The sequence below is a fragment of the Thermosediminibacter oceani DSM 16646 genome (assembly GCF_000144645.1).
Taxonomy (GTDB): Bacteria; Bacillota; Thermosediminibacteria; order Thermosediminibacterales; family Thermosediminibacteraceae; genus Thermosediminibacter; species Thermosediminibacter oceani.
The window spans coordinates 128661-152263 of the sequence record NC_014377.1; the positions used below are offsets into that span (position 1 = coordinate 128661).

Annotated in this window: 39 protein-coding genes and 1 riboswitch; of the genes, 38 read left to right on the forward strand and 1 reads right to left on the reverse strand. The window is 51.3% G+C overall.

The genetic code is table 11. The annotated features are described in order from the left end of the window. The 38 genes from rplD (at window position 1) to argH (ending at window position 21944) form a co-directional block, all read left to right on the forward strand. Window positions 1-627: a 50S ribosomal protein L4 gene (gene rplD, locus TOCE_RS00620; RefSeq protein WP_013274963.1), complete on the forward strand. Its 627-nt coding sequence runs from the start codon at window positions 1-3 to the stop codon at window positions 625-627. After that, window positions 624-914 (forward strand): 50S ribosomal protein L23, encoded by a 291-nt coding sequence (gene rplW, locus TOCE_RS00625; protein WP_013274964.1) that lies wholly within the window; start codon window positions 624-626, stop codon window positions 912-914. Before rplD ends, rplW begins: the two co-directional genes overlap by 4 nt. 36 nt (window positions 915-950) lie before the next feature. Beyond that, window positions 951-1778 carry a 50S ribosomal protein L2 gene (rplB, locus tag TOCE_RS00630; protein ID WP_013274965.1) on the forward strand — a complete coding sequence of 276 codons (828 nt, stop codon included), beginning with the start codon at window positions 951-953 and terminating at the stop codon, window positions 1776-1778. A 21-nt stretch (window positions 1779-1799) separates the two neighbouring features. Then, window positions 1800-2084: a 30S ribosomal protein S19 gene (gene rpsS, locus TOCE_RS00635; RefSeq protein ID WP_013274966.1), complete on the forward strand. Its 285-nt coding sequence runs from the start codon at window positions 1800-1802 to the stop codon at window positions 2082-2084. 25 nt (window positions 2085-2109) lie between these two features. Continuing rightward, the gene (gene rplV, locus TOCE_RS00640) at window positions 2110-2448 is read left to right on the forward strand and encodes a 50S ribosomal protein L22 (RefSeq protein ID WP_013274967.1); all 339 of its coding nucleotides are present in this window, start codon (window positions 2110-2112) and stop codon (window positions 2446-2448) included. A gap of 3 nt (window positions 2449-2451) precedes the next feature. Then, the gene (rpsC, locus tag TOCE_RS00645; protein WP_013274968.1) at window positions 2452-3144 is read left to right on the forward strand and encodes a 30S ribosomal protein S3; all 693 of its coding nucleotides are present in this window, start codon (window positions 2452-2454) and stop codon (window positions 3142-3144) included. Then, window positions 3116-3550, forward strand: coding sequence for a 50S ribosomal protein L16 (gene rplP / locus TOCE_RS00650; RefSeq protein ID WP_013274969.1), 435 nt, complete (start codon window positions 3116-3118; stop codon window positions 3548-3550). The genes rpsC and rplP overlap by 29 nt, the downstream gene beginning before the upstream one ends. Then, on the forward strand, window positions 3540-3737 hold the full coding sequence (gene rpmC / locus TOCE_RS00655) for a 50S ribosomal protein L29 (RefSeq protein WP_013274970.1): 198 nt from the start codon (window positions 3540-3542) through the stop codon (window positions 3735-3737). Before rplP ends, rpmC begins: the two co-directional genes overlap by 11 nt. Before the next feature lie 30 nt (window positions 3738-3767). Next, window positions 3768-4025 (forward strand): 30S ribosomal protein S17, encoded by a 258-nt coding sequence (gene rpsQ / locus TOCE_RS00660; RefSeq protein ID WP_013274971.1) that lies wholly within the window; start codon window positions 3768-3770, stop codon window positions 4023-4025. A gap of 25 nt (window positions 4026-4050) precedes the next feature. Next, entirely contained in the window at window positions 4051-4419 is a 369-nt protein-coding gene (rplN, locus tag TOCE_RS00665) for a 50S ribosomal protein L14 (protein ID WP_013274972.1), read from the forward strand. A 13-nt stretch (window positions 4420-4432) separates the two neighbouring features. Next, window positions 4433-4756: a 50S ribosomal protein L24 gene (rplX, locus tag TOCE_RS00670; protein WP_013274973.1), complete on the forward strand. Its 324-nt coding sequence runs from the start codon at window positions 4433-4435 to the stop codon at window positions 4754-4756. A 23-nt stretch (window positions 4757-4779) separates the two neighbouring features. Further along, complete coding sequence (rplE, locus tag TOCE_RS00675; RefSeq protein ID WP_013274974.1) at window positions 4780-5319, forward strand: 50S ribosomal protein L5; 540 nt, start codon at window positions 4780-4782, stop codon at window positions 5317-5319. A gap of 15 nt (window positions 5320-5334) precedes the next feature. Further along, window positions 5335-5520 (forward strand): type Z 30S ribosomal protein S14, encoded by a 186-nt coding sequence (locus TOCE_RS00680; RefSeq protein ID WP_013274975.1) that lies wholly within the window; start codon window positions 5335-5337, stop codon window positions 5518-5520. 25 nt (window positions 5521-5545) lie between these two features. Continuing rightward, entirely contained in the window at window positions 5546-5944 is a 399-nt protein-coding gene (gene rpsH / locus TOCE_RS00685; protein WP_013274976.1) for a 30S ribosomal protein S8, read from the forward strand. 24 nt (window positions 5945-5968) lie between these two features. After that, window positions 5969-6508 carry a 50S ribosomal protein L6 gene (gene rplF, locus TOCE_RS00690; protein WP_013274977.1) on the forward strand — a complete coding sequence of 180 codons (540 nt, stop codon included), beginning with the start codon at window positions 5969-5971 and terminating at the stop codon, window positions 6506-6508. Between the two features lie 20 nt (window positions 6509-6528). Continuing rightward, window positions 6529-6894 carry a 50S ribosomal protein L18 gene (rplR, locus tag TOCE_RS00695; RefSeq protein WP_013274978.1) on the forward strand — a complete coding sequence of 122 codons (366 nt, stop codon included), beginning with the start codon at window positions 6529-6531 and terminating at the stop codon, window positions 6892-6894. A gap of 17 nt (window positions 6895-6911) precedes the next feature. Continuing rightward, window positions 6912-7412 (forward strand): 30S ribosomal protein S5, encoded by a 501-nt coding sequence (rpsE, locus tag TOCE_RS00700; RefSeq protein WP_013274979.1) that lies wholly within the window; start codon window positions 6912-6914, stop codon window positions 7410-7412. A 26-nt stretch (window positions 7413-7438) separates the two neighbouring features. Further along, on the forward strand, window positions 7439-7879 hold the full coding sequence (rplO, locus tag TOCE_RS00705) for a 50S ribosomal protein L15 (protein WP_013274980.1): 441 nt from the start codon (window positions 7439-7441) through the stop codon (window positions 7877-7879). Then, entirely contained in the window at window positions 7879-9135 is a 1257-nt protein-coding gene (gene secY / locus TOCE_RS00710; protein WP_013274981.1) for a preprotein translocase subunit SecY, read from the forward strand. Before rplO ends, secY begins: the two co-directional genes overlap by 1 nt. A 12-nt stretch (window positions 9136-9147) precedes the next feature. Then, window positions 9148-9798, forward strand: a complete 651-nt coding sequence (locus TOCE_RS00715) for an adenylate kinase (protein WP_013274982.1) — start codon at window positions 9148-9150, stop codon at window positions 9796-9798. Then, complete coding sequence (gene map / locus TOCE_RS00720; protein ID WP_013274983.1) at window positions 9798-10544, forward strand: type I methionyl aminopeptidase; 747 nt, start codon at window positions 9798-9800, stop codon at window positions 10542-10544. The genes TOCE_RS00715 and map overlap by 1 nt, the downstream gene beginning before the upstream one ends. Window positions 10545-10556: 12 nt before the next feature. Then, window positions 10557-10844 (forward strand): KOW domain-containing RNA-binding protein, encoded by a 288-nt coding sequence (locus tag TOCE_RS00725; RefSeq protein ID WP_013274984.1) that lies wholly within the window; start codon window positions 10557-10559, stop codon window positions 10842-10844. Between the two features lie 19 nt (window positions 10845-10863). Next, window positions 10864-11082 (forward strand): translation initiation factor IF-1, encoded by a 219-nt coding sequence (infA, locus tag TOCE_RS00730; protein ID WP_013274985.1) that lies wholly within the window; start codon window positions 10864-10866, stop codon window positions 11080-11082. A 21-nt stretch (window positions 11083-11103) separates the two neighbouring features. Continuing rightward, the gene (rpmJ, locus tag TOCE_RS00735; RefSeq protein WP_006307538.1) at window positions 11104-11217 is read left to right on the forward strand and encodes a 50S ribosomal protein L36; all 114 of its coding nucleotides are present in this window, start codon (window positions 11104-11106) and stop codon (window positions 11215-11217) included. 15 nt (window positions 11218-11232) lie between these two features. Further along, window positions 11233-11604 (forward strand): 30S ribosomal protein S13, encoded by a 372-nt coding sequence (gene rpsM, locus TOCE_RS00740; protein WP_013274986.1) that lies wholly within the window; start codon window positions 11233-11235, stop codon window positions 11602-11604. Between the two features lie 20 nt (window positions 11605-11624). Then, entirely contained in the window at window positions 11625-12008 is a 384-nt protein-coding gene (gene rpsK / locus TOCE_RS00745) for a 30S ribosomal protein S11 (protein WP_013274987.1), read from the forward strand. Window positions 12009-12037: 29 nt separating this feature from the next. Continuing rightward, the gene (rpsD, locus tag TOCE_RS00750; protein WP_013274988.1) at window positions 12038-12664 is read left to right on the forward strand and encodes a 30S ribosomal protein S4; all 627 of its coding nucleotides are present in this window, start codon (window positions 12038-12040) and stop codon (window positions 12662-12664) included. Between the two features lie 43 nt (window positions 12665-12707). Continuing rightward, window positions 12708-13658 (forward strand): DNA-directed RNA polymerase subunit alpha, encoded by a 951-nt coding sequence (locus TOCE_RS00755; protein ID WP_013274989.1) that lies wholly within the window; start codon window positions 12708-12710, stop codon window positions 13656-13658. Window positions 13659-13673: 15 nt separating this feature from the next. Beyond that, window positions 13674-14006: a 50S ribosomal protein L17 gene (gene rplQ / locus TOCE_RS00760; protein WP_013274990.1), complete on the forward strand. Its 333-nt coding sequence runs from the start codon at window positions 13674-13676 to the stop codon at window positions 14004-14006. Window positions 14007-14037: 31 nt separating this feature from the next. Beyond that, entirely contained in the window at window positions 14038-14868 is an 831-nt protein-coding gene (locus TOCE_RS00765) for an energy-coupling factor transporter ATPase (protein WP_013274991.1), read from the forward strand. Further along, window positions 14853-15716, forward strand: coding sequence for an energy-coupling factor transporter ATPase (locus TOCE_RS00770; RefSeq protein WP_013274992.1), 864 nt, complete (start codon window positions 14853-14855; stop codon window positions 15714-15716). Before TOCE_RS00765 ends, TOCE_RS00770 begins: the two co-directional genes overlap by 16 nt. Next, the gene (locus TOCE_RS00775) at window positions 15709-16506 is read left to right on the forward strand and encodes an energy-coupling factor transporter transmembrane component T family protein (RefSeq protein WP_013274993.1); all 798 of its coding nucleotides are present in this window, start codon (window positions 15709-15711) and stop codon (window positions 16504-16506) included. The genes TOCE_RS00770 and TOCE_RS00775 overlap by 8 nt, the downstream gene beginning before the upstream one ends. Before the next feature lie 9 nt (window positions 16507-16515). Next, complete coding sequence (truA, locus tag TOCE_RS00780) at window positions 16516-17247, forward strand: tRNA pseudouridine(38-40) synthase TruA (protein ID WP_013274994.1); 732 nt, start codon at window positions 16516-16518, stop codon at window positions 17245-17247. A gap of 59 nt (window positions 17248-17306) precedes the next feature. Then, window positions 17307-17741: a 50S ribosomal protein L13 gene (gene rplM / locus TOCE_RS00785; protein ID WP_013274995.1), complete on the forward strand. Its 435-nt coding sequence runs from the start codon at window positions 17307-17309 to the stop codon at window positions 17739-17741. Window positions 17742-17756: 15 nt separating this feature from the next. Then, window positions 17757-18146, forward strand: a complete 390-nt coding sequence (rpsI, locus tag TOCE_RS00790; protein WP_013274996.1) for a 30S ribosomal protein S9 — start codon at window positions 17757-17759, stop codon at window positions 18144-18146. Window positions 18147-18255: 109 nt separating this feature from the next. Then, window positions 18256-19176: a thioredoxin-disulfide reductase gene (gene trxB / locus TOCE_RS00795; protein WP_013274997.1), complete on the forward strand. Its 921-nt coding sequence runs from the start codon at window positions 18256-18258 to the stop codon at window positions 19174-19176. 235 nt (window positions 19177-19411) lie between these two features. Beyond that, window positions 19412-20623 carry an argininosuccinate synthase gene (locus tag TOCE_RS00800; protein ID WP_013274998.1) on the forward strand — a complete coding sequence of 404 codons (1212 nt, stop codon included), beginning with the start codon at window positions 19412-19414 and terminating at the stop codon, window positions 20621-20623. A 4-nt stretch (window positions 20624-20627) separates the two neighbouring features. After that, complete coding sequence (gene argH, locus TOCE_RS00805; protein ID WP_013274999.1) at window positions 20628-21944, forward strand: argininosuccinate lyase; 1317 nt, start codon at window positions 20628-20630, stop codon at window positions 21942-21944. A 182-nt stretch (window positions 21945-22126) separates the two neighbouring features. Here the strand turns inward: argH and cobT are convergent, their stop codons facing one another. Beyond that, window positions 22127-23182 (reverse strand): nicotinate-nucleotide--dimethylbenzimidazole phosphoribosyltransferase, encoded by a 1056-nt coding sequence (gene cobT / locus TOCE_RS00810; protein WP_013275000.1) that lies wholly within the window; start codon window positions 23180-23182, stop codon window positions 22127-22129. Window positions 23183-23266: 84 nt separating this feature from the next. After that, a riboswitch (cobalamin riboswitch) is annotated at window positions 23267-23442 on the reverse strand. Between the last annotated feature and the right edge of the window lie 161 nt (window positions 23443-23603).

The window sequence follows — 23603 nt, forward strand, 5'->3', positions numbered from 1 at the left end:
ATGCCAAAAGTAGCTTTGTACAATATGCAGGGCCAGCAGGTAGGGGAAGTGGAGCTTTCCGACAGCGTTTTCGGGGTAGAGGTTAAGCCCGAAGTGATGCATCAGGTGGTGCTCAACTACCTGGCAAACCAGAGGGTAGGTACCGCTTCCACCAAAACCCGGGCAGAGGTCAGGGGCGGCGGCCGCAAACCCTGGAGGCAGAAGGGTACCGGCAGGGCCAGACACGGCAGCATAAGGTCGCCTCTGTGGAGAAAAGGCGGTATCGTGTTCGGTCCCAAACCCCGTTCTTATAAATACACTCTGCCCAAAAAACTGAAGAGGCTTGCTCTGAAATCGGCATTGAGCGCGAAAGTAAGGGATAACGAGATAATCGTTCTGGATCGACTGACGATGGAGGCCCCCAAGACTAAAGAGATGGTCAAGGTGCTCTCCAACCTGAAAGCCGATACCAAATCTCTCATCGTTCTGGATGCTTCCGACGTAAACGTAGTGAAATCTGCCCGCAACATACCCGGTGTCACTACCACCACGGTGAACACCCTGAACGTCTACGACATCCTCAATCACGACAAGCTGATAATGACAATGGATGCGGTGAAGCGGGTAGAGGAGGTGTACGCAGGATGAAAGATCCCCATGACATAATAATCCGCCCGTGGATTACAGAAAAATCCATGGCAATGAAGGAAAACAGAAAATACACCTTCGTCGTCCACCCCGACGCCAATAAGACCGAGATCAAAAATGCGGTGGAAGCTATTTTCGGGGTTAAGGTAGAAAAGGTAAACACCATGAATATGAGGGGCAAGAAAAAGAGGATGGGCCTCTCGGAAGGTAAGCGCCCCGACTGGAAGAAGGCCATCGTCACGCTCAAAAAGGACAGCAAAGCCATAGAATTCTTCGAGAGCTTATAGTGGGCAACTGAAAACCGGAAAAAGGAGGGATAACAGGTGGGTATAAAGAAATTTAAACCCACATCGCCGGGCATTAGATTCATGACCGTTTCCACCTTCGAAGAAATAACGAAAAAAGAGCCCGAAAAGTCGCTGGTGGAGATACTGAAGAGCAAGGCCGGTCGCAACGCCCAGGGCAGAATTACCGCGAGACACCGGGGCGGCGGCCATAAGAGGAAATACAGGATCATAGATTTCAAGCGTGACAAGGACGGAGTACCCGCCAAGGTTGCGGCCATCGAGTACGACCCGAACCGTTCCGCCAGGATAGCCCTTCTGCATTACAGGGATGGAGAAAAAAGGTACATCCTGGCGCCGGTAGGGCTGAAAGTAGGAGATATTGTTGAATCGGGCCCCAACGCCGATATAAAGCCGGGGAACGCCCTTCCCCTTGCCAGCATTCCGGTGGGTACCATAGTGCATAACGTGGAGCTCTACCCGGGCAAGGGCGGCCAGTTGGTAAGGGCTGCTGGTGCAGCGGCGCAGCTCATGGCAAAGGAAAACGGTCTCGCCACATTGAGGCTGCCTTCCGGTGAGATGAGAATGGTGCCTGTCGAATGCAGAGCAACAGTGGGGCAGGTAGGAAACCTGGAGCACGAGAACATAAGCATCGGTAAAGCCGGTCGCTCCCGGTGGCTGGGTAGAAGGCCCCATGTGCGCGGTTCCGCTATGAACCCGATCGACCATCCGCACGGTGGCGGTGAAGGTAAAGCGCCCATCGGTCGCAAACATCCCGTTACACCTTGGGGCAAACCCACACTGGGCTACAAGACCCGCAAGAAGAATAAACCCTCGGATAAATTCATTGTCAAGCGCCGCAAATAACAGGAGAAGGGAGGCAGGATAATGGGTCGCTCTGTAAAAAAAGGACCCTTTGTGGACCCCAAACTGCTGAAGAAGATAAGAGCGATGAACGAGAAGAGGGAAAAGAAGGTAATAAAGACCTGGTCAAGGGATTCCACGATAATACCTGAAATGGTGGGACACACCATCGCGGTTCATGACGGCAGGAAGCACGTCCCCGTATATATAACCGAAGACATGGTAGGTCATAAACTTGGCGAATTCGCTCCTACGAGGACTTTCAGGGGACACGGAGACCATACGGAAAAGTCGACAGCGTTAAAGTAAACAGCGGGTAAAGGAGGTTGGCAAGTTGGAAGCCAGGGCACAGGCAAGATACGTTAGAATTGCCCCGAGAAAGGTCAGAATAGTCCTCGACCTCATAAGGGGCAAAAAGCTTGACGAAGCCCTTAGCATACTGCAGTTTACTCCCAAGAGGGCTTCAAAAATCGTGGAGAAGCTCATACGCTCCGCTGCGGCAAATGCGGAAAACAACCACAATATGAACCCGGATGCCCTTTACGTATACAAGTGCTACGCGGACCAGGGCCCCACTCTTAAAAGGTTCAGGGCGAGAGCCATGGGCAGGGCGGCTATGATCCGCAAGAGGACCAGCCACATCACGGTGGTATTAAGGGAAAAGGAGGGATAAAATTTGGGCCAAAAGGTACACCCTCATGGTTTGAGGATCGGAATCATCAGAGATTGGGACTCCAGGTGGTACTCGGAAAAAAACTTCGCCGATCTGGTGCTGGAAGACTTTAATATAAGGAAGCATATCAAGAACAAGTTTTATACTGCCGGAATATCCCGGGTTGAGATAGAGAGGGCGGCCAACCGTATAAAGGTGACCATCCACACGGCGAAGCCCGGAATGGTGATAGGTAAAGGCGGAGCCGGTGTCGAAGAGCTCAGGAAAGACCTGGAGGCTATGACCGGCAAGCAAATCTCCATAAACGTCATCGAGATCAAGAACCCCGACGTCGAAGCTCAGCTGGTGGCCGAGAACATAGCTGCCCAGATAGAGCGGCGCATATCCTACCGCAGAGCCATGAAACAGGCTATCGCTAGAGCTTTAAAGGCCGGGGCCAAGGGTATTAAGACGATGGTAAGCGGAAGGCTGGCCGGCGCTGAAATTGCCAGGACCGAATGGTACCGCGAGGGCACCATTCCGCTCCAGAAACTGCGCGCCGATATCAGCTACGGGTTTGCCGAAGCCCATACCACCTACGGGCGGATCGGTGTAAAAGTATGGATTTACAGGGGCGACGTCCTCCCGACCAGGAAACAGGAAAAGCAGGTGGAAGGAGGAGAGGCCAATGTTAATGCCGAAGCGGGTCAAATATAGGAAACAGCAGCGGGGCACAATCAGGGGTAAAGCTACCCGGGGAACGGAAGTGACTTACGGCGAATACGGACTGCAGGCCCTGGAGCCCGCCTGGATCACCAGCAGCCAGATTGAGGCTGCCAGGATAGCCATAACGAGGTATATCAAAAGGGGCGGTAAGGTCTGGATAAAAATCTTCCCGGACAAACCGGTAACCAAGAAACCCGCCGAAACCCGTATGGGTAGCGGTAAGGGTTCGCCGGAGTACTGGGTGGCGGTGGTAAAGCCCGGGCGTGTGCTGTTCGAACTGGCCGGAGTTTCGGAAGAAGTTGCCAAGGAAGCTTTGACTCTTGCCTCTCACAAGCTGCCCATAAAGACAAAGATAGTGAAACGCGAAGGGTTAGGCGGTGATGAAAATGAAGGCTAAACAGATAAGAGAGCTTTCCGACCAGGAACTGGTACAGAAGCTGAAGGACCTGAAGGGTGAACTTTTCAACCTGAGGTTTCAGTCGGCTACAGGCCAGTTGGATAATCCCAAGAGAATAAGGGAAGTTAGAAAGACCATCGCGCGCATAAAGACGATACTGACCGAAAGAGAGCGGGCTAGGGCTTAATGAAATTTTTCGTGTCGAAGGAGGGATAAAATGGAGGAAAGACCAAAAAGAAAGGTTCGCACCGGAGTGGTAGTCAGCAATAAGATGGATAAAACCATCGTGGTGGCTGTTGAAACTCTGGTTCGCCATCCCCTTTACGGCAAGACCATAAAGCGCACCAAAAAATTCAAGGCCCACGACGAAAACAACCAGTGCCAGATCGGAGATGTTGTAAAAATCATGGAAACTAGACCTCTCAGCAAGACAAAGCGCTGGAGACTTCTGGAAATAGTAAAGAGAGCCGAGTAACTTTTAACGAGGGGAGGGTTAAAAGATGATCCAGGTTCAAACCCGGCTTAACGTAGCAGATAACACCGGTGCAAAGGAGATAATGTGCATCAGGGTTTTGGGCGGCTCCAACAGGAAATTCGCCGGCATCGGTGACATCATCGTGGCTTCGGTGAAAGACGCGGCTCCGGACGGAATAGTGAAAAAGGGCGACGTGGTCAAGGCCGTTATCGTCAGGACCAAAGCCCCCAAGAGGCGCCCTGATGGTTCATATATAAAATTCGACGAGAATGCGGCTGTCATAATAAACGATGACCTTAACCCGAGAGGAACGCGTATTTTCGGACCGGTGGCTCGCGAACTCAGGGACAAAAACTTCATGAGAATTATATCGCTTGCGCCCGAAGTCTTATAAGGAGGTGTAACCTTTGGCAAAGGTCCACGTAAAAAAGGGCGACACGGTAGTTGTGCTGTCCGGCAAGGACAGGGGCAAAAAGGGTAAGGTGCTCAAAGTGCTGCCAAAAAAAGGAGTGGCCATTGTAGAAGGCGTAAACATGGCCACAAAGCACCGGAGACCTTCCCCCAAATTCCCCCAGGGCGGCATTATTCATCAGGAAATGCCTTTAAATACGTCAAAACTCATGGTGGTATGCGGCAAGTGCGGCGCCCCAACCCGTATAGGACATACCTTCCTTGCTGACGGCACGAAAGTAAGAACCTGCAAAAAATGCGGTGAGGTTATAGATAAGTAAGTAGGTTGAAAGGAGGGAATTTCATGCCCAGGCTGAAGGAAAAATACGAAAAAGAAGTAATCCCTGCAATGATGAATAAATTCAACTACAAAAACGTCATGCAGGTGCCGAGGCTGGAAAAAGTGGTGCTCAATATGGGCATCAGCGACGCCAAGGAAAATCCGAAAGCCGTTGAATCGGCCACCAGGGATATGGCGGCGATTGCCGGCCAAAAGCCTGTGGTGACAAAGGCGAGAAAGTCCATAGCTTCGTTCAAAATAAGACAGGGCATGCCGATAGGTGCGAAGGTCACCTTAAGGGGCGACAGGATGTACGAATTTCTAGACAAACTGTTTAACGTTGCCCTGCCCAGGGTCAGAGACTTTAAAGGGGTTTCTCCCGATGCCTTCGACGGCCGGGGCAATTACACCCTTGGAATAAAGGAACAGCTAATTTTCCCCGAGATAGATTACGATAAAATCGATAAGATACGCGGAATGGACATCACGATAGTAACCACGGCAGAAACCGACGAAGAGGCTCGCGAACTCCTGAAAGGTCTTGGAATGCCGTTTGCTCGGTAGAAAGGAGGATAAAAAGTGGCGAAGAAGTCCCTTATAGCAAAACAGAAGAGGCCTCAGAAGTTCTCCACCAGATACTACAACCGCTGCAAGATTTGCGGCAGGCCGCGGGCATACCTGCGTAAGTTCGGCGTATGCCGCCTTTGCTTCAGGGTTCTGGCACACCGCGGAGAGATCCCCGGTGTGAGAAAGGCCAGCTGGTAAAAGTGTGGAAAGGAGGTTTCGCAAAATGGCTATAACCGATCCCATTGCCGATATGCTAACCCGAATAAGAAACGCCAACGATGCGGGGCACCCGACAGTGGAAATCCCCTGCTCCAAGATAAAAAGGGCGATAGCCGAAACCCTGAAAGAAGAGGGGTTCATTCAAGACTACGAGGTCATCGAGGACGGTAAGCAGGGTATAATAAAAATTCACCTGAAATACGGACCCAACAAAGAAAAGGTCATCACGGGCATCAAGAGAATCTCCAAACCGGGCCTCAGGATATACGTGAGAAAAGACCAGATTCCCAGAGTCTTAGGGGGGCTGGGCATAGCTATCCTCTCCACCTCCAAGGGAATTATGACCGATAAAAAGGCCAGAAAAGAAGGAGTCGGCGGAGAAGTAATCTGCTACGTGTGGTAAAAACATGCAAAGGAGGTGCCTGAAATGTCGCGGATAGGCAAAAAGCCCATCGAAATACCCAAGGGCGTGGAAGTAAAAATTGAAGGAAACATCGTTACAATCAAAGGACCCAAGGGTTCCATTACAAAAGAGTTCCACAAAGATATGCAAATTTTACAGGAAGACGGCAAAATCATTGTAAAGCGGCCGTCGGACGACAAGAACCACAAGGCCCTGCACGGCTTGACCCGCAGTCTCCTGGCCAACATGGTAAACGGCGTGGTCAACGGCTATGAAAAGAGCCTGATGCTGGAGGGTGTCGGCTACAGGGCCAGCAAACAGGGCAACAAACTGGTGCTAACCGTGGGTTTCTCCCACCCGGTTGAAATAGAGGCTCCGAAGGGAATAGAGTTCGAAGTACCCGCCCAGAACAAGATCATTGTAAGGGGCATCGACAAGGAACTGGTCGGTATCACGGCAGCGAATATCAGGAAGGTCAAGGAGCCGGAGCCCTATAAAGGCAAGGGTATAAGATACGAAAACGAGGTTGTAAGGCGCAAAGTAGGAAAGGCCGGAGCTAAATAACGGTAGGAGGAGGGATAGGCATGATTAAAAAGGAACCCAGGAACCTAGCCCGCAAGAGACGGCATCTGAGAATTCGCAAAAAAGTCTTCGGCACCGCCGAAAGGCCCAGGTTGAACGTCTTCCGCAGCCTGAAACACATCTATGCCCAGATTATTAACGACGAAGAGGGAAGGACCCTGGTGGCGGCCTCTACTTTAGATCCGGCCATAAGGGATAGCGTGAAAGGCTGCAACGTTGAAGCGGCGGAAAAGGTAGGCGAACTCATAGCAAAACGAGCCCTGGAAAAGGGCATCACAAAAGTGGCTTTCGACAGGGGTGGATACCTGTATCACGGTCGCGTCAAGGCCTTAGCCGAAGCTGCAAGGCGTGCCGGTCTTGAATTCTAAAAAAGGGAGGTAGGCGAATGCAGAGGGAAAGGGACATCGAACACGAATTTTCGGAAAAAGTTGTCACCATTAACAGGGTATCGAAAGTTACAAAAGGCGGCAAGAATTTCAGGTTTTCCGCCCTGGTGGTGGTTGGCAACAAGAACGGCAAAGTAGGGGTCGGTACCGGTAAAGCCCATGAAATTCCCGACGCTATCAGAAAAGCCATAGAGGATGCCAAGAAAAACCTCATCAATGTGCCGGTAATAAACGGCACCATACCCCACGAAGCTATAGGCGAATCCGGCGCCGGCCGGGTACTGGTGAAGCCGGCAGTTGAAGGTACGGGTGTTATAGCCGGAGGTCCCGTCAGGGCCGTGCTGGAGCTGGCCGGGATAAGGAACGTGGTCAGCAAGTCGCTGGGTTCTAGCAACGCTAAAAACATGGTGGACGCCACCATAGAGGCTCTAAAACAGCTGAAGAGCATCGAAGAAGTAGCAAAAATGAGAGGAAAAACAGTGCAGGAACTGTTAGGATAAAAGGCTGAAATAGAGGAGGTGTAACGATGAGACTTCACGACCTTAAGCCTGCAGAAGGTTCCAGGAAAAGACCCAAGAGGGTGGGACGTGGCATAGGTTCTGGTCACGGCAAAACTTCCACCCGGGGCCACAAAGGCCAGAACGCCCGCAGCGGCGGGGGGGTAAGACCAGGTTTTGAGGGCGGCCAGATGCCTCTCTACCGCCGGTTACCCAAGAGGGGATTCACCAACATATTTAAGAAAGAGTATGCTATCGTGAACGTGAAGGACCTGAATGTGTTCGAAGAGAACACCAGAGTCACTCCGGAGCTCCTCGTAGAAAAGGGCCTCATTAAGCAGGTAAAGGACGGCGTAAAGATCCTGGGCGACGGCGAGCTGAAAGTTAAACTGGAAGTAGTAGCCCACGCTTTTTCCGGTTCCGCAAAAGAAAAGATTGAAGCTGCCGGCGGGAAAGCAGAGGTGATATAATGCTTGAAGCCCTAAAAAATGCCTGGAAGATCCCGGATTTGAGAAGGCGGTTGCAATTCACCCTTTTGATGCTGGTGGTCTTCAGGATAGGTGCTTTCGTGCCGGTGCCGGGTATGAATCCCGAAGCCGTAAGGCAGCTCATCGAAAGAGGAGCGCTATTGGGCTTTTTTGACATAATTGCGGGTGGCGCTTTCAAGCAATTCTCCGTTTTCGCCATGAGCATTACCCCATACATTAACGCCTCGATTATAGTCCAGCTCCTCACAATAGTCATACCCAGGTGGGAAGAGCTGGCCAAGGAGGGCGTAGAAGGGCGAAAAGTCCTGGCCAGATACACCCGTTATGGCACCGTAATCCTGGGGCTTATACAGGCCACAGGGCTGGCGGTGGGCTTCAGGAGTGCCCTTACGAATCCCGGGTTTTTCGGCAGCCTCCTGGTGGTTTTAAGCCTTACGGCAGGCACGGCATTTCTGATGTGGGTTGGTGAACAGATAACCGACAAAGGCATCGGGAATGGGATCTCCCTTCTGATCTTCGCGGGCATCGTATCCAGGCTTCCCAGCGGCGTTTACCAGATGTACGATTACATCAGAGTGGGAACTGCGAACGTGTTGATGGTACTTCTGTTTGCGGTGTTCGCCCTGGTCGTAATCGTGGGCGTGATCGCGGTGCAGCAGGCCGAACGGCGGATACCGGTCCAGTACGCCCGGCGGGTGGTGGGCAGGCGGGTTTACGGAGGTCAGACCACCCACATACCCATGAAACTGAACGCAGCCGGCGTTATACCGGTAATCTTCGCGATGTCCATACTGCTATTTCCCAGCACCATCGCTGGATTTTTCCCAAACAGCAAGGTGGCAGTGAGCATCGCCAATTTCATAGAACCTGGCGGGTGGCTTTACGCCAGCCTTTACGCGCTGCTGATAATCTTCTTCACCTACTTCTACACCGCGGTTACCTTCAACCCGGTGGATGTGGCGGACAATATGAAGAAGTACGGCGGGTTTATACCGGGAATAAGGCCTGGAAGGTCCACGGCTGAGTATCTTAACAAGATTATGACTAGGATAACTCTTATTGGTGCCATTTTCCTGGCGGCGATAGCAGTTTTGCCCTATTTAATAACCGGCGTTACCAGCCTAAACATCTACTTCGGAGGCACGGCTCTGCTGATAGTGATAGGTGTGGCGCTGGAGACTATGAAACTCATCGAAGCCCAGATGCTGATGAGGCATTATCAGGGCTTCCTGAAGTAGGAGTGAGACAGGATGCGCATCGTACTCATGGGACCTCCAGGGGCCGGCAAAGGGACCCAGGCCAAAAAACTGGCCGAGGCCTTCGACGTCCCCCATATTTCTACGGGAGATATGCTGAGATCGGCGGTTCAGGAAGGTACGCCTCTGGGGAAGAAAGCCAGGGAATACATGGATAAGGGTTTGCTGGTGCCCGACGAGGTAATAACAGGCATTGTGAGGGAAAGGCTTCGGGATAAAAGCTGCGAAAAAGGTTTTATTCTGGACGGTTTCCCCAGGACGATACCCCAGGCGGAAAGCCTGGAAGAAGCTCTTGGGGAAATGGGCATAAGGCTCGATGCGGTCGTAAACATCGTGGTCCCCAGGGAGGAGCTCATCGAGAGGTTTACCGGGCGGAGGGTCTGCGAGGTATGTGGCTTCACCTACCACGTGAAGTACAACCCTCCCCAAAAAGAAGGTATCTGCGACAAATGCGGTGGAAAGCTCATTATGAGGGCCGACGATGACGTGAAGACCGTTGAAAACAGGATAAACGTATACGAACAGCAAACAAGACCCCTGATAGAGTATTATGACAGAAAGAATCTGCTTGTAAACATCGACGGCAACAGGCCCATTGACGTTGTTTTCGAGGACATAAAGAGCCGTTTAAGAGGCGAAGGCTGATGGTAATCATAAAGTCCAAACGGGAAATAGAAATAATGCGAAGGGCTGGCCGTGTGGTAGCGCTGGTGCTGGAAGAGTTAAAAAGGCACATAAAGCCCGGCGTTACTACGGGCGAGCTCGACAGGATCGCGGAAGAGGTCATACTCAAAAACGGTGCTGTCCCGGCTTTCAAGGGGTACAGGGGTTTTCCGGCTACCATCTGTACTTCGATTAACGAAGAGGTAGTACATGGTATTCCTGGTTTAAGAACCCTTAAAGATGGTGATATTATTAGTGTGGATGTGGGAGCCATTGTAGAAGGATACTGTTCGGATGCGGCCAGAACCTATCCGGTTGGAAACGTCTCTGAAAAGGCCCTTGAACTCATCGAAGTGACCAGACAGAGCTTTTACGAGGGTTTGACTTTTGCAAAGGCTGGATACAGGCTCTCCGACATCTCCCATGCCATCCAGACCTACGTTGAAAGCCGGAATTTTTCGGTGGTTCGGGAATGGGGCGGCCACGGAATAGGCCGGCAGATGCATGAAGACCCTCATGTGCCCAACTACGGGCCGCCTAACAAAGGCCCGAGGCTGAGACCCGGCATGACGCTGGCGATCGAGCCGATGGTCAACGCCGGAGGATACGAAGTATACATCCTCGAGGACAACTGGACGGTTGTAACCAAAGACGGGAGCCTTTCGGCACATTACGAAAACACCATCGCTATAACCGATGGGGAGCCGGAAATACTGACCAGGATATAGGCAGGTGTTAATATGAAAGAGGTAGAACCGGGCCAGGTGGTCATGTCGTGCGCGGGGCGCGATAAGGGGCGATTCATGCTGGTGATCAGGGTTATCGATTCCCAATACGTATATGTGGCCGACGGGAAACTCCGCAGGATAGAAAAACCCAAAAAGAAAAAGTTGAAGCACCTGAAGATTTTAAATAAAAAAGCAGGTTTTATCCACGAAAAGCTCGCAAGCGGTCGCAAAGTATACAACGAAGAGATAAGAAGAGCCCTCGAGGAATTGGTGGAAAAACCCGATGATAATAGGGTTTAAAGGAGGTAGAAGGGCCTTTATGTCCAAATCGGATGTAATAGAGGTAGAAGGCACTGTAGTGGAACCTCTTCCCAACGGGATGTTCCGGGTAGAGCTGAAAAACGGTCACAAGGTTTTGGCCCATGTATCCGGGAAAATAAGGATGAACTATATAAGGATACTACCAGGTGACAAAGTTACGGTAGAGCTTTCTCCTTACGATCTCACCCGGGGTCGAATCGTTTACCGCTACAAATAAAGGGGAAAAGGAGGAATTACCTTGAAGGTTCGACCTTCTGTCAAGAAGATATGCGAAAAGTGCAAGATCATAAAGCGCAAGGGCAGGGTAATGGTAATTTGCGAAAATCCCAAACACAAGCAAAGACAGGGTTAAAGGAGGAGTGACTGGATGGCCAGGATTGCGGGTGTTGACCTGCCGAAGGATAAGAGGGTTGAAATAGCCCTGACTTACATTTACGGCATCGGCAGGAGCCTTTCCAACAAGATACTGAAGGAAGCGGGCGTTAACCCCGATACGCGGGTAAAGGACCTGACCGAGCGGGAGATTTCCAATCTCAGGGATATTATAGAAAAAAACTACAAGGTTGAGGGCGACCTGCGCCGCGAGGTGGCGCTCAATATTAAGAGGCTAATAGAGATCGGCTGCTACAGGGGAATACGCCACCGCAGGGGTCTACCCGTTCGCGGACAGAGAACCCGTACCAACGCCAGGACCAGAAAAGGTCCCAGAAAGACGGTCGGAGCAAGGCGCAGTAAATAATTTTCGGAGGTGAGCACAAATTGGCCCTTACATCTAGAAAGCGCAGAGAAAAAAGGCGCGTCGAAAAAGGCAAAGCCCATATTCACTCGACGTTTAACAATACCATCGTGACAATAACCGATGAAGCCGGCAATCCGATCACCTGGGCAAGCGCCGGCACAGTAGGTTTCAAGGGCTCCAGGAAGGGTACGCCTTTCGCAGCCCAGATGGCGGCGGAATCGGCTGCGAGGAAGGCCATGGACTACGGGCTGAGAACCGTTGAAGTATTCGTTAAAGGCCCCGGTCCCGGACGCGAAGCCGCAATTCGTTCACTGCAGGCAGCCGGGTTGGAAATAAGCGTGATAAAGGACGTCACACCCATTCCCCACAACGGGTGCAGGCCGCCAAAGCGTAGGCGCGTGTAACAGATAAAAATCAGGAGGTGGAAGTTTAAATGGCAAGATACACGGGTCCTGTATGCCGCCTGTGCCGCCGCGAGGGCATGAAGCTGTATCTGAAGGGCGAGAGGTGCTATACGCCCAAATGCGCCATTGACAGGCGCGGATATGCCCCCGGTCAGCACGGGCAGATGAAGAGGAAACTTTCCGAATACGGGCTGCAGCTAAGAGAAAAGCAGAAAGCCAAAAGAATTTATGGTGTGCTGGAAAGGCAGTTTAAGATATACTTTGAGGAAGCCATCAGGAGAAAGGGCGTTACCGGTGAGAACCTGCTTCGCCTTCTGGAGTGCCGCCTCGACAATGTGGTATACCGCCTGGGATTCGCTAAATCCAGAGCTCAGGCCCGCCAGATAGTGAGGCACGGCCATATAGAAGTTAACGGCAGAAAGGTTACCATTCCGTCCTACCAGGTGAGGGAAAAAGACGTCATAGCCGTCAGGGAGAAAAGCAGGTCCCTGGACTTCTTCAAAGAGATGGCGGAAGCAGGTAAAGGCAGGATTGTTCCCGAATGGCTGTCGGTAAATTACGACACGCTTACGGGAGAAGTCGTGAGGATGCCCAACCGCGAAGACATCGACGTACCGATACAGGAGCACCTCATAGTCGAGCTCTACTCCAAGTAATGTGCCCTCATTCCAAATCTGTACGAGGAGGGTAATGTTATTGATGACTGAGATTGAAAAGCCAAGGATTGAGTTGGTGGAAATAAGCGAAGACAACACCTATGGCAAGATCGTCATAGAGCCTCTGGAAAGGGGCTACGGAACCACCCTTGGCAATTCGCTCCGCAGGGTACTCCTGTCGTCGCTGCCGGGGGCTGCGATAACTTCCGTGAAAATCGATGGAGTACAGCATGAATTTTCCACGATTCCCGGTGTGCTTGAAGATACCGTAGAAATAATAATGAATATAAAAGGCCTTGCGATAAAAATGCACAGCGATGAGCCCAAGCTGCTCAGAATAGAAGCCCAGGGAGAAGGGGAAGTCACGGCAAAAGACATCATCTGCGACGCCGATGTGGAGATCATCAATAAGGATCACCATATCGCCACGCTTGATAAGGACGGCAGGCTGTTTGCGGAACTTACCCTGGAAAAGGGGAAGGGTTACGTGACGGCCGAAAAAAACAAAAAACCCGGCCAGCCTATAGGAATAATACCCATAGACTCCATTTTCACTCCGGTCATCAAGGCCAATTACACTGTAGAGCACACCAGGGTGGGCCAGGTGACCGACTACGATAAGCTCACCCTGGAAGTGTGGACCAACGGCACCATAAAGCCCGATGAGGCCGTCAGCGCCGCAGCAAAAATACTGATCGATTATTTCAACCTGTTTACCGGCCTCACAACGGCGGTCAAAAAAGTGGAAGCTCCGGTGGAAAAGGAAAAGGATGAGAGGGAAAGGATTCTGGAAATGCCCATTGAGGAACTGGACCTTTCCGTCAGATCGTATAACTGCCTGAAACGGGCCGGCATCAACACCATCGGAGAGCTGATACAGAAGACGCCCGAAGAGATGATGAAGGTCAGGAACCTGGGCAAGAAGTCCCTGGAAGAGGTCGAGGAAAAACTGGCAGCACTTAACCTATCCTTGAAAAAATCCGAAGATGCGTAAAAGGGGGTTGGGAAGATGAGAAAATTGGGCAGAGACAGCGGTCACAGGAAAATGATGCTCAGAAACATGGTAACATCACTATTTAAGCACGGCAGGATAATAACCACCGAGACCCGTGCCAAGGAAGTCCGCAGCATCGCTGAAAAAATAATAACTCTTGGCAAAAAGAACGATCTCGCTGCCCGGCGCATGGTGTTGGCCGAAGTGCTGGACGAGACTACTGTTAAGAACATTTTTGAAAAAATTGCTCCTAAATACAACGACAGGAACGGTGGCTATACCAGGATAATCAAGCTCGGTCCCAGGCGTGGAGATTCTTCTCCAATGGTAGTGCTGGAACTGGTATAACTCCCTATTTCGATGTAAAGGGGGCGGTACAATGGCCGCCGAAATTCTGGCTGAAAGCGTGTACTACCAATACTCGCAGGCCAAAGACCTGGCCCTGAAGGATGTAAACCTCAGGATTCAAAAGGGAGAATTTGTGGCTATAATCGGCCCCAACGGGTCGGGCAAATCCACGCTGGCCAAACTCTTCAACGGCCTTTTCCTGCCGACGAAGGGCAGCGTCCGCGTGGACGGCCTCGACACCCGGGACCGGGATAACATCTGGAAAATCCGTCAGAAGGCCGGCATGGTGTTTCAGAATCCCGACAACCAAATAGTGGCGACGCTCGTTGAAGAAGACGTGGCCTTCGGTCCGGAAAATCTGGGCCTGCCCCCAGAAGAGATAAAAAAGAGGGTCTATGAGGCTTTAAAAATAGTGGAGCTTGTCGATTTCGCTCAGAAAGCACCGCATCTTTTATCCGGCGGCCAGAAACAGAGGGTGGCCATTGCCGGCGTACTCGCCATGAAGCCCGATTACATCATCCTGGATGAGCCTACGGCCATGCTGGACCCCGTCGGCAGGCGGGAAGTTATTAATACCGTAAAGCGGCTGAACAGGGAAGAAGGTAAGACCATCGTGCTCATCACCCATTTCATGGAAGAAGCCGTACAGGCCGACAGGGTCATCGCCATGAACCGGGGCCAGGTGGTGATGGAGGGCACTCCCAGGGAGATTTTTTCCCGGGTGGAAGAACTGAAGGCTATTGGCCTTGACGTCCCTCAGGTCACCGAACTTGCCCACCGGCTTAAGGGCAGGGGGCTGGAAGTGAGGGGCGACATTTTAACGATAGATGAAATGGTGGAATGCCTATGCCCGTTGTTGTAAAAAACCTCACGCACATATACATGCCCGGTACTCCTTTCGAATCGGTGGCCCTGCAGGACGTAAACTGGACTGTCCAGGATGGGGAATTCTGGGGGCTCATCGGACACACCGGGTCGGGCAAGTCAACCCTGATACAGCACCTTAACGGCCTTCTGAAACCCACCTCGGGAGAAGTGATAATAGACGGCGTCAATATAAACGAACGGGGAGTAAACCTCAGAGAGATCAGGCAGAAAGTGGGCCTGGTCTTCCAGTATCCGGAACACCAGCTTTTTGAAGAGACCGTAGAAAAGGATGTGGCTTTCGGGCCAAGGAACATAGGCCTGCCCGAGGAGGAAATCGACCGGAGGGTCAGGGAAGCCATCGAGCTGGTGGGCTTAAACTTTTCGGAAATAAAGGACCGCTCCCCCTTCGAGCTCAGCGGCGGCCAGATGCGGAGGGTTGCCATTGCAGGGGTTCTAGCGATGAAGCCCAAGGTGCTGATCCTTGACGAGCCCACCGTGGGTCTTGACCCCAGGGGCAAGGACGAGATCCTGCGGGAGATTGTGCAGCTAAGGGAAAGGCAGAACATTACCGTGATACTCGTATCTCACAGTATGGAGGACATCGCGAAGCTGGTGGATAAGATCGCTGTTATGCACCGGGGGCGGATGGTTGAAAGCGGCACACCGCGGGAAATATTCAAAAACTACGAAGGCCTTTCCTCGATCGGGCTTGACATACCCCAGGTCACCCACCTGATGCTGAAGCTGAAAAACTGTGGAAAGGACGTCTCTACCGAAGTGCTGACCGTCGAGGAAGCCGAGGCGGAGATTTTAGAGGCAGCGAGGAGGAAGGGCCGTGCGTGAGATAACCATAGGGCAGTATATACCCGGAAATTCGGTTATACACCGGCTGGATCCCAGAACCAAGATATTGATAACCACTGCGTTCATGGTGTTGCTGTTCGTCATAGACGATTTCACGGGGTACGCGTTCCCCGCTGTTTTCATAATAGCAGTTTCGATCTTGTCGGGAATTTCGCTGAAATATATGATGCGGGGTCTGCGGCCGCTGGTCATTATAATAGTGCTGACCTTCGTCCTTAACCTTTTCATGATAAAGGGAAGGGTGATTTACGAGATCGGCCCCCTTGATATAACGTACGAGGGGCTTTACCAGGGCACTTTCATGGTGCTGCGGCTCATAATGCTCATAGTCGGCACATCGCTGCTCACCCTTACGACATCGCCGATCGCCCTGACCGACGGTATTGAGAGCCTTTTAAAGCCCTTCAGGAGGGTGGGAGTGCCGGCCCACGAGCTGGCAATGATGATGACCATAGCGCTGAGGTTCATACCCACTCTCATGGAAGAGACCGATAAGATAATGAAGGCCCAGATGGCAAGAGGCGCCGATTTTGCCAGCGGCAACGTAGTACAGCGGGCCAGAAGCCTGGTACCCTTGCTAGTTCCCCTGTTCATAAACGCCTTCAGGAGGGCCGACGACCTGGCCATGGCCATGGAATCCCGGTGCTATCGTGGAGGCGAAAACCGCACCCGAATGAAGCAGCTGAGGATGACGTCAGCGGACCTTGCCGCCTTTATCGCGACAGGCCTTCTTGCAGTCGGGAGCATCATGAGCCGGTTTATCTGGTAGGTGACGGCCTTGAACGTAAAGATCCTGCTGGAGTACGACGGCACCAATTACCACGGGTGGCAGAAGCAGAACAACGCCCTTTCCGTCCAGGAAGTGCTGGAGAAGGCAATATATGCCCTGACGGGAGAAAGGGTAAGCATAATCGGAGCCGGCAGGACCGATGCGGGCGTTCACGCTAGGGGACAGGTGGCCAATTTCCGAACGAATACCCGCATACCGGTCGAGAGGCTGCCGTACGCCATAAACAGTAAACTGCCCGAAGACATAGCAGTCAAAGGTGCCGAAGCGGTTCCCGACGACTTTCACGCGCGCTACAGCGCCAAGGCCAAGGTGTACACCTATAGCATATACAATGCCCCTTTTCCGTCGCCTCTCCTGCGGAGGTACAGCTATTTCTTCCCGCTGCCGCTGGACGTGGAGGCGATGAGAAGAGCGGCAAAAGCCTTTATAGGCGTCCACGATTTTGCAGCTTTCAGGGCGTCCGGAAGCTCGGTAAAGACGTCGGTTAGAAATATTACGAGGCTGGATGTGAAAAAGTGCGGGAAGCTTTTAACCATAGAGGTGGAAGCCGACGGGTTTTTATACAATATGGTGAGGATTATCGCAGGCACCCTGCTGGAGGTAGGGACGGGTAAAAAGGATCCGGAAGAGATACCGTCGATTATAGAGTCCCGGGACCGGGAAAGAGCCGGGGTGACTCTGCCGGCTCACGGACTCTGCCTGGAAAAAGTTATATACTGACAGCTTGACACGCCCGGAGCGTTATAATAAAATAACCTTGTGATTTGAGGAGGGATAAAATGAGCACGTTTATGGCGAAAAAAGAGGAAATTAAGCGCGAATGGTACGTCATAGATGCAACCGATAAACCCTTAGGGAGACTTGCAGCTCAGGTAGCCAAAATATTAAAGGGAAAGCACAAGCCCATTTACACTCCCCATGTGGACACCGGCGACCACGTGATTATCGTCAATGCCGATAAAGTCGTACTTACCGGCAAGAAGCTGGATAAGAAGATTTATTACCGTCATTCCCTTTATCCGGGCGGTCTGAAGGCGGAAACCTACCGTCACTTCCTGCAGAGAGCTCCTGAAAAGGCCATATATAAAGCCGTATGGGGTATGCTTCCCCACAATTCCCTGGGCCGCAGGATGATCAAAAAGCTGAAGATCTACAGGGGGCCGGAACATCCCCATCAGGCCCAGCAGCCTAAGGAATTACCTTACGAGGGATAAAGAAGGAGGTTAAGCATGAAAGAAGCTGTTCTCGCCACTGGAAGGAGAAAGACCTCTGTCGCCAGGGTGTGGCTTACGCCTGGAACGGGAAGAATCCTTATCAATAAAAGGCCCTTTGAAGAGTACTTCCCGCTGGAAACGCTGAGGAACGACGTAACCAGACCTCTCGTTGTGACAAACACCCTGGGCAAGTTTGACATTATAGCAAATGTAAGGGGCGGCGGAGTTACAGGCCAGGCCGGAGCCGTAAGGCACGGCATAGCCAGAGCCTTGCTGCAGATCGACGAGACCTTCAAGCCCATGCTCAGAAAGGAAGGTCTGCTCACCCGCGACCCGCGTATGGTCGAGAGGAAAAAGTACGGTCTCAAGAAAGCCCGCCGTGCACCGCAGTTCTCGAAGAGGTAAAGAAGGACGCAGTCCTTCTTTTTTCTTTTTTGCTGGACAAAAGCTGTTAAAAATTGTACTATAAATTTAAAAAAGCCTACTTTGTAAACTTAAACGGGAGGCTGAAACTATGTACGATCTTGCCATTATCGGAGCCGGGCCGGCGGGGCTTTCGGCAGCGATTTACGGCGCCCGCGCCAGGCTTTCCACGGTGATGATCGAAAAAATGTATCCCGGCGGGCAGGCTGCAATTACCGACATTATCGAGAACTACCCCGGCTTTCCCGAGGGCATAGGCGGGGCGGAACTAACCGAAGCCATGAAAAAACAGGCCGAGCGTTTTGGAGCACAGTTTTTGAACGGAAACGTGGAGAAGATCGAAAAAGTAGGAGAAAAATTCCTAATCCGGCTAAAAACCGAGACTTTGGAGGCTAAGACCGTCATCCTCGCCATGGGTGCCGAAGCAAGGAAGCTCGGGGTTAAAGGCGAGAAGGAGTTCACCGGCAGGGGAGTCTCCTACTGCGCCACCTGCGACGGCGCTTTCTATACTGATAGGCCCGTAATGGTGGTGGGCGGTGGCGATACCGCCATAGGGGAGGCCATCTACCTCACTCACTTTGCCACCAGCGTCACGGTGGTGCACCGCAGGAACGAACTTCGGGCCACCAAAATACTCCAGGAAAGGGCCTTCAAAAACGAGAAGATTAAGTTCATATGGGACTCCGTGGTCGACGAGATAAAGGGCGGCGACGCCGTAGAGGAAGTTGTCGTTAGAAACGTAAAAACGGGAGAGAAAACCTCGGTCCCCGTCGACGGCATCTTCGTAGCAATCGGGTGGGATCCCAACACCGCCATAGTGAAGGACCTGGTACAGCTGAACGAACGGGGTTACATAGTAACCGATGAAAACATGGCAACAAACGTACCGGGACTTTTTGCCGCAGGGGATATAAGGGAAAAATCCCTGCGCCAGGTTGTAACAGCCGTTGCCGACGGAGCCATTGCGGCAGTTTCAGCCGAAAAGTATCTGGAAGAGCACCAGATGAGATAAATGCCTTTGAAAAAAGGGCCTTCGCGGTTTATGCGAGGTCCTTTTTTATTGTATTTTGCCCAACGTATAATCTGTGTGATGGGTTATTTCCAAATGTGAGCTACTTGAAGTGCCGCCTCCTCTTGCAGGATAATAAAAAAATCACACTCAGTGTATTTATTTTTATAACACCGGTTGAATATATATACATAATGATGTATAATTATAAAAAATTTCTCAGCGGGGAGATGATATCGTGAAGAAGGTGGTGCTCGCCTATTCGGGTGGACTCGACACTTCGGTTGCCATAAAATGGCTAAAAGAAAATTACAACTGTGATGTGGTGGCCCTCTGCGCAGACCTGGGAGAGGGCAAGGACCTGGAGTTTATAAAAAATAAGGCTGAGAGAGTTGGAGCGATAAAGTGTTATGTGGTGGACGCAAAGGAAGAGTTTATTAAAAATTACGCATTTTTCGCCCTGAAGGCCAACGCCCTTTACGAAGGGGTTTACCCCCTGAGCGCAGCCCTTTCCAGGCCGCTCATCTCAAAGCTCCTGGTGGATGTGGCAAGGCGTGAAGGGGCCTTTGCGGTGGCCCACGGCTGTACCGGAAAGGGCAACGACCAGGTCAGATTTGACGTGTCGGTGGCGGCGCTGGCACCGGACCTGAAGGTAATCGCTCCGGTAAGGGAATGGCCCATGTCCAGGGAAGAAGAAATAGAGTACGCAGTAAATAACGGCATCCCGGTGCCCGTCGGCAGGCAAAACCCGTTCAGCATAGACCAGAATCTCTGGGGAAGGAGTATAGAATGTGGCGTCCTGGAAGACCCGTGGGTGGAGCCGCCGGAAGAGGTCTTCCAGTGGACCGTGTCGCCGGAAAAAACCCCGGATGAGCCCACTTACGTTGAGATAACCTTCGAAAAGGGCGTGCCCGTAGCTCTGAATGGAAAAGAAATGGCACCGGTGGAACTGGTGCAGGAGCTTAATAAGATCGCCGGCAATAACGGTTTCGGGCGGATAGACCACGTGGAAAACCGCCTTGTAGGCATAAAGTCCAGGGAAGTTTACGAATGCCCCGCATCCCTGCTACTCATAAACGCCCACAGGAATCTTGAAAGCCTGACCCTACCGAGAGAGGTGCTGCACTTCAAGTACGGCGTCGAGCGGAAATACGCCGAGCTGATATACAACGGCCTCTGGTATTCGCCACTGAAGGAAGCCCTGGATGCTTTTATAGATGAAACCCAGAAGGTCGTCAGCGGCACTGTTAAGGTGAAGCTTTTCAAAGGCAGCGCCATGGTGGTGGGCAGGAAATCGTCCCGTTCGCTGTACGATATAAAACTTGCCACGTACTCCGAGGAGGACCTGTTCGAGCACAGGGCGGCCATGGGGTTCATAACTCTGTGGGGGCTTTCCACAAAGGTTTACGCCCGGGTCAATAAGAAAAACGAGCCTCAAACGGAGGGATAATCGCATGAGCAAAAAACTATGGGGCGGAAGGTTTGAGAAGGAAACCGACGATCTGGTTGAAAAATTCACCGCATCGATAGATTTTGATAAGAGACTTTACGAACAGGATATAAAAGGCAGTATGGCCCACGCCAGGATGCTGGCAAGAGCCGGCATAATCCCGAAAGAAGAGGCCGCCGAGATCATAAAGGGGCTCCTGGAGATCAAGCTTGAAATAGAACGGGGCGAATTCCCCTTCACCTGCGAACTGGAAGACATACACATGCATGTGGAAAGCCGGCTCTTTGAGAAAATAGGCCCGGTAGCTGGCAAGCTCCATACGGCCCGCAGCCGCAACGACCAGGTGGCTCTGGACCTACACCTTTACGTAAAGGAGAAGATTGCGGAGGTCGTCGGAAAAATCGACGAACTCATGAAAGTACTCCGGAAACTGGCTGCGGAAAACCGTGATGCGGTCATGCCCGGATACACCCATCTCCAGAGGGCGCAGCCGGTGACCCTTTCCCGGCACTTAAAAGCCTATTATTACATGCTCCGGAGGGATAAGGAGCGCTTTTCGAAAGCGTTAAAGGGCGCCGACATAATGCCCCTGGGGGCATGCGCCCTGGCCGGAACCACGCTCCCCATAGACAGGGAATACACCGGGGAACTTCTCGGGTTTTCTAGAATTTACGAAAACACAATAGATGCCGTCAGCGACAGGGATTTCGTCATCGAATTCATATCCTGTTCGGCAATACTCATGGTCCACCTTTCCAGGATGGCCGAAGATCTGATCCTGTGGAGCACCTCCGAATTCGATTTTATAGAGCTGGACGACGCCTTCGCCACCGGCAGCAGCATTATGCCGCAGAAAAAGAATCCCGACGTGCTGGAACTCATCCGGGGGAAGGCGGGGCGGGTCTTCGGCAACCTGATGTCGGTCCTGACCGTGATGAAAGGCCTGCCGCTTTCATACAACCGGGATATGCAGGAGGACAAAGAGCCGCTCTTCGACACGGCGGATACCGTGATTGGGTGCCTTAAGGTACTGCCGAAATTGCTTTCCACCATGAAGATCAAGAAGGAAAACATGAAGAAAGCCGTAGAAGAAAGCTTTTCCGACGCCACCTATTACGCCGAATACCTGGTGAAAAAGGGCATGCCCTTTCGGGCAGCCCACGAGGTGGTGGGGAAGATGGTTTCCTACTGTATCAAGAAGAATAAGAAACTGAGTGATTTGAGCCTTCGGGAATTCAAGAACTTTTCCAAGCTCTTTGATGAAGATGTGCTGGACCTTTCCCGCTATCCGGAAAAAGTGAAAAATAAAAAAGTTTTATAGGGTTTTTAGCTCACCGGCAAGGTGAGCTAAAACTTTTAAGTTTCAACCCGAAAATAAAAACAAAGTCGAAGAATTTATTAAATCATTGAAGCGAAAATACTGAAACTAAAAATGTATACACCCCAAACCCGGAACCAAAGGCAAATACCATATGTTCCCTGTTCGGGGTGTTCTTATAATTTTTATTCTAATTGTCCGGATACACCCGCTTCATCGAAGGTTGCCATTTCGCTGATTATTTTTAATGCTGCTTCGACAAGGTTAAAAGCTAAAGCCGCTCCCGTGCCTTCTCCTAACCTCATTCTCATGGAGAGCATCGGCTCGAGCCCCAGGAGCTTTAACATGGTTTTATGGCCCGGCTCCTCCGAAGAATGGGATGCGATCATATAATTGGTACAGAGGGGCTCGATTTTGGCTGCTATAATTGCGCCAGCCGTCGATATAAAGCCATCGATAACTACCGGTATTCTGCGTGATGCGGCTCCGAGGATGCATCCGGCTATGGCCCCTATTTCCAACCCGCCTACCTTGGAGAGGACTCCTATAGGGTCATTGGGGTCCGGTTGGTTTATCTCAAGAGCCCTATTTATAGCCTTGATTTTTAATTTCAGCCTTTCGTCATTAATTCCCGTTCCCCTGCCGACCAATTTTTCCAGAGGTTCATCGGAATATACGGCTAAAATTGCGCTGCTCGGGGTAGTGTTGCCTATACCCATATCACCGGTGCCTAAAATATCGGCACCTTTGTCTATTTCGTTCCATGCCGTTTCAATGCCAACCTCTATTGCCTTTATTGCTTCCTCCCTGGTCATCGCGGGTCCCCGTGAGATGTTGTCCGTTCCCCGCCTTACTTTTTTTATTATCAAATCGGGATGAAAAACATCGGCAGCGGTGCCCACATCCACGCATACTATTTTGGCCCCGGCGTGGCGGGCAAGAACATTTATTCCCGCTCCACCGGAAAGAAAATTTAATATCATTTGGGGAGTAACTTCCTGGGGAAAAGCGCTTACGCCTTCCTCTACGACGCCATGGTCTCCCGCCATGATTGTTATTACTTTGTTTTTTATTTTCGGGTAGAGTTCTCTTTTTATGCCTGCCATTTTTACGGCTAAATCCTCTAGAATTCCGAGACTACCCCGAGGTTTGGTGAGGTTGTCCAGGCGTTCTTTGGCTTTTTTCATTGAAATTTCATCCAGATCACCTATGTTTTTTAAGGCCTCTTCTAAAAGTTTCATTGTAAAAACCCCCTTTTAAGGATTATTAATTAAAAAAGTCCCTAACTGCGTAAAAACACAGCTAGGGACTTTACCATCATCCCGAAAGCAAAAGCAAGACAGGCAGGTCTCCTGGCTCGGGTTCATCTTTACCTTACGCCTTCCCGGTTTCCCAGTGGCATTATATAAGGTAATATCCCCCTCACAGTGGCGGGACCGCTCAGGACTTTCACCTGATTCCCTATTCTCCCTTATACGGGCACCTGTCCGCTGAGTATTCAGTTTTACTTTTCAGTTAATAATATTATAATAGAATATTTTAAATAAATCAATATTACATTCCTTAACGACAAAGGATAGAAAACCTACCATCCGAGCAGTGTAAGCATAAAACCCAATACTATGAAAAATGCAATAATAATCATCAGAAATACATCGTATT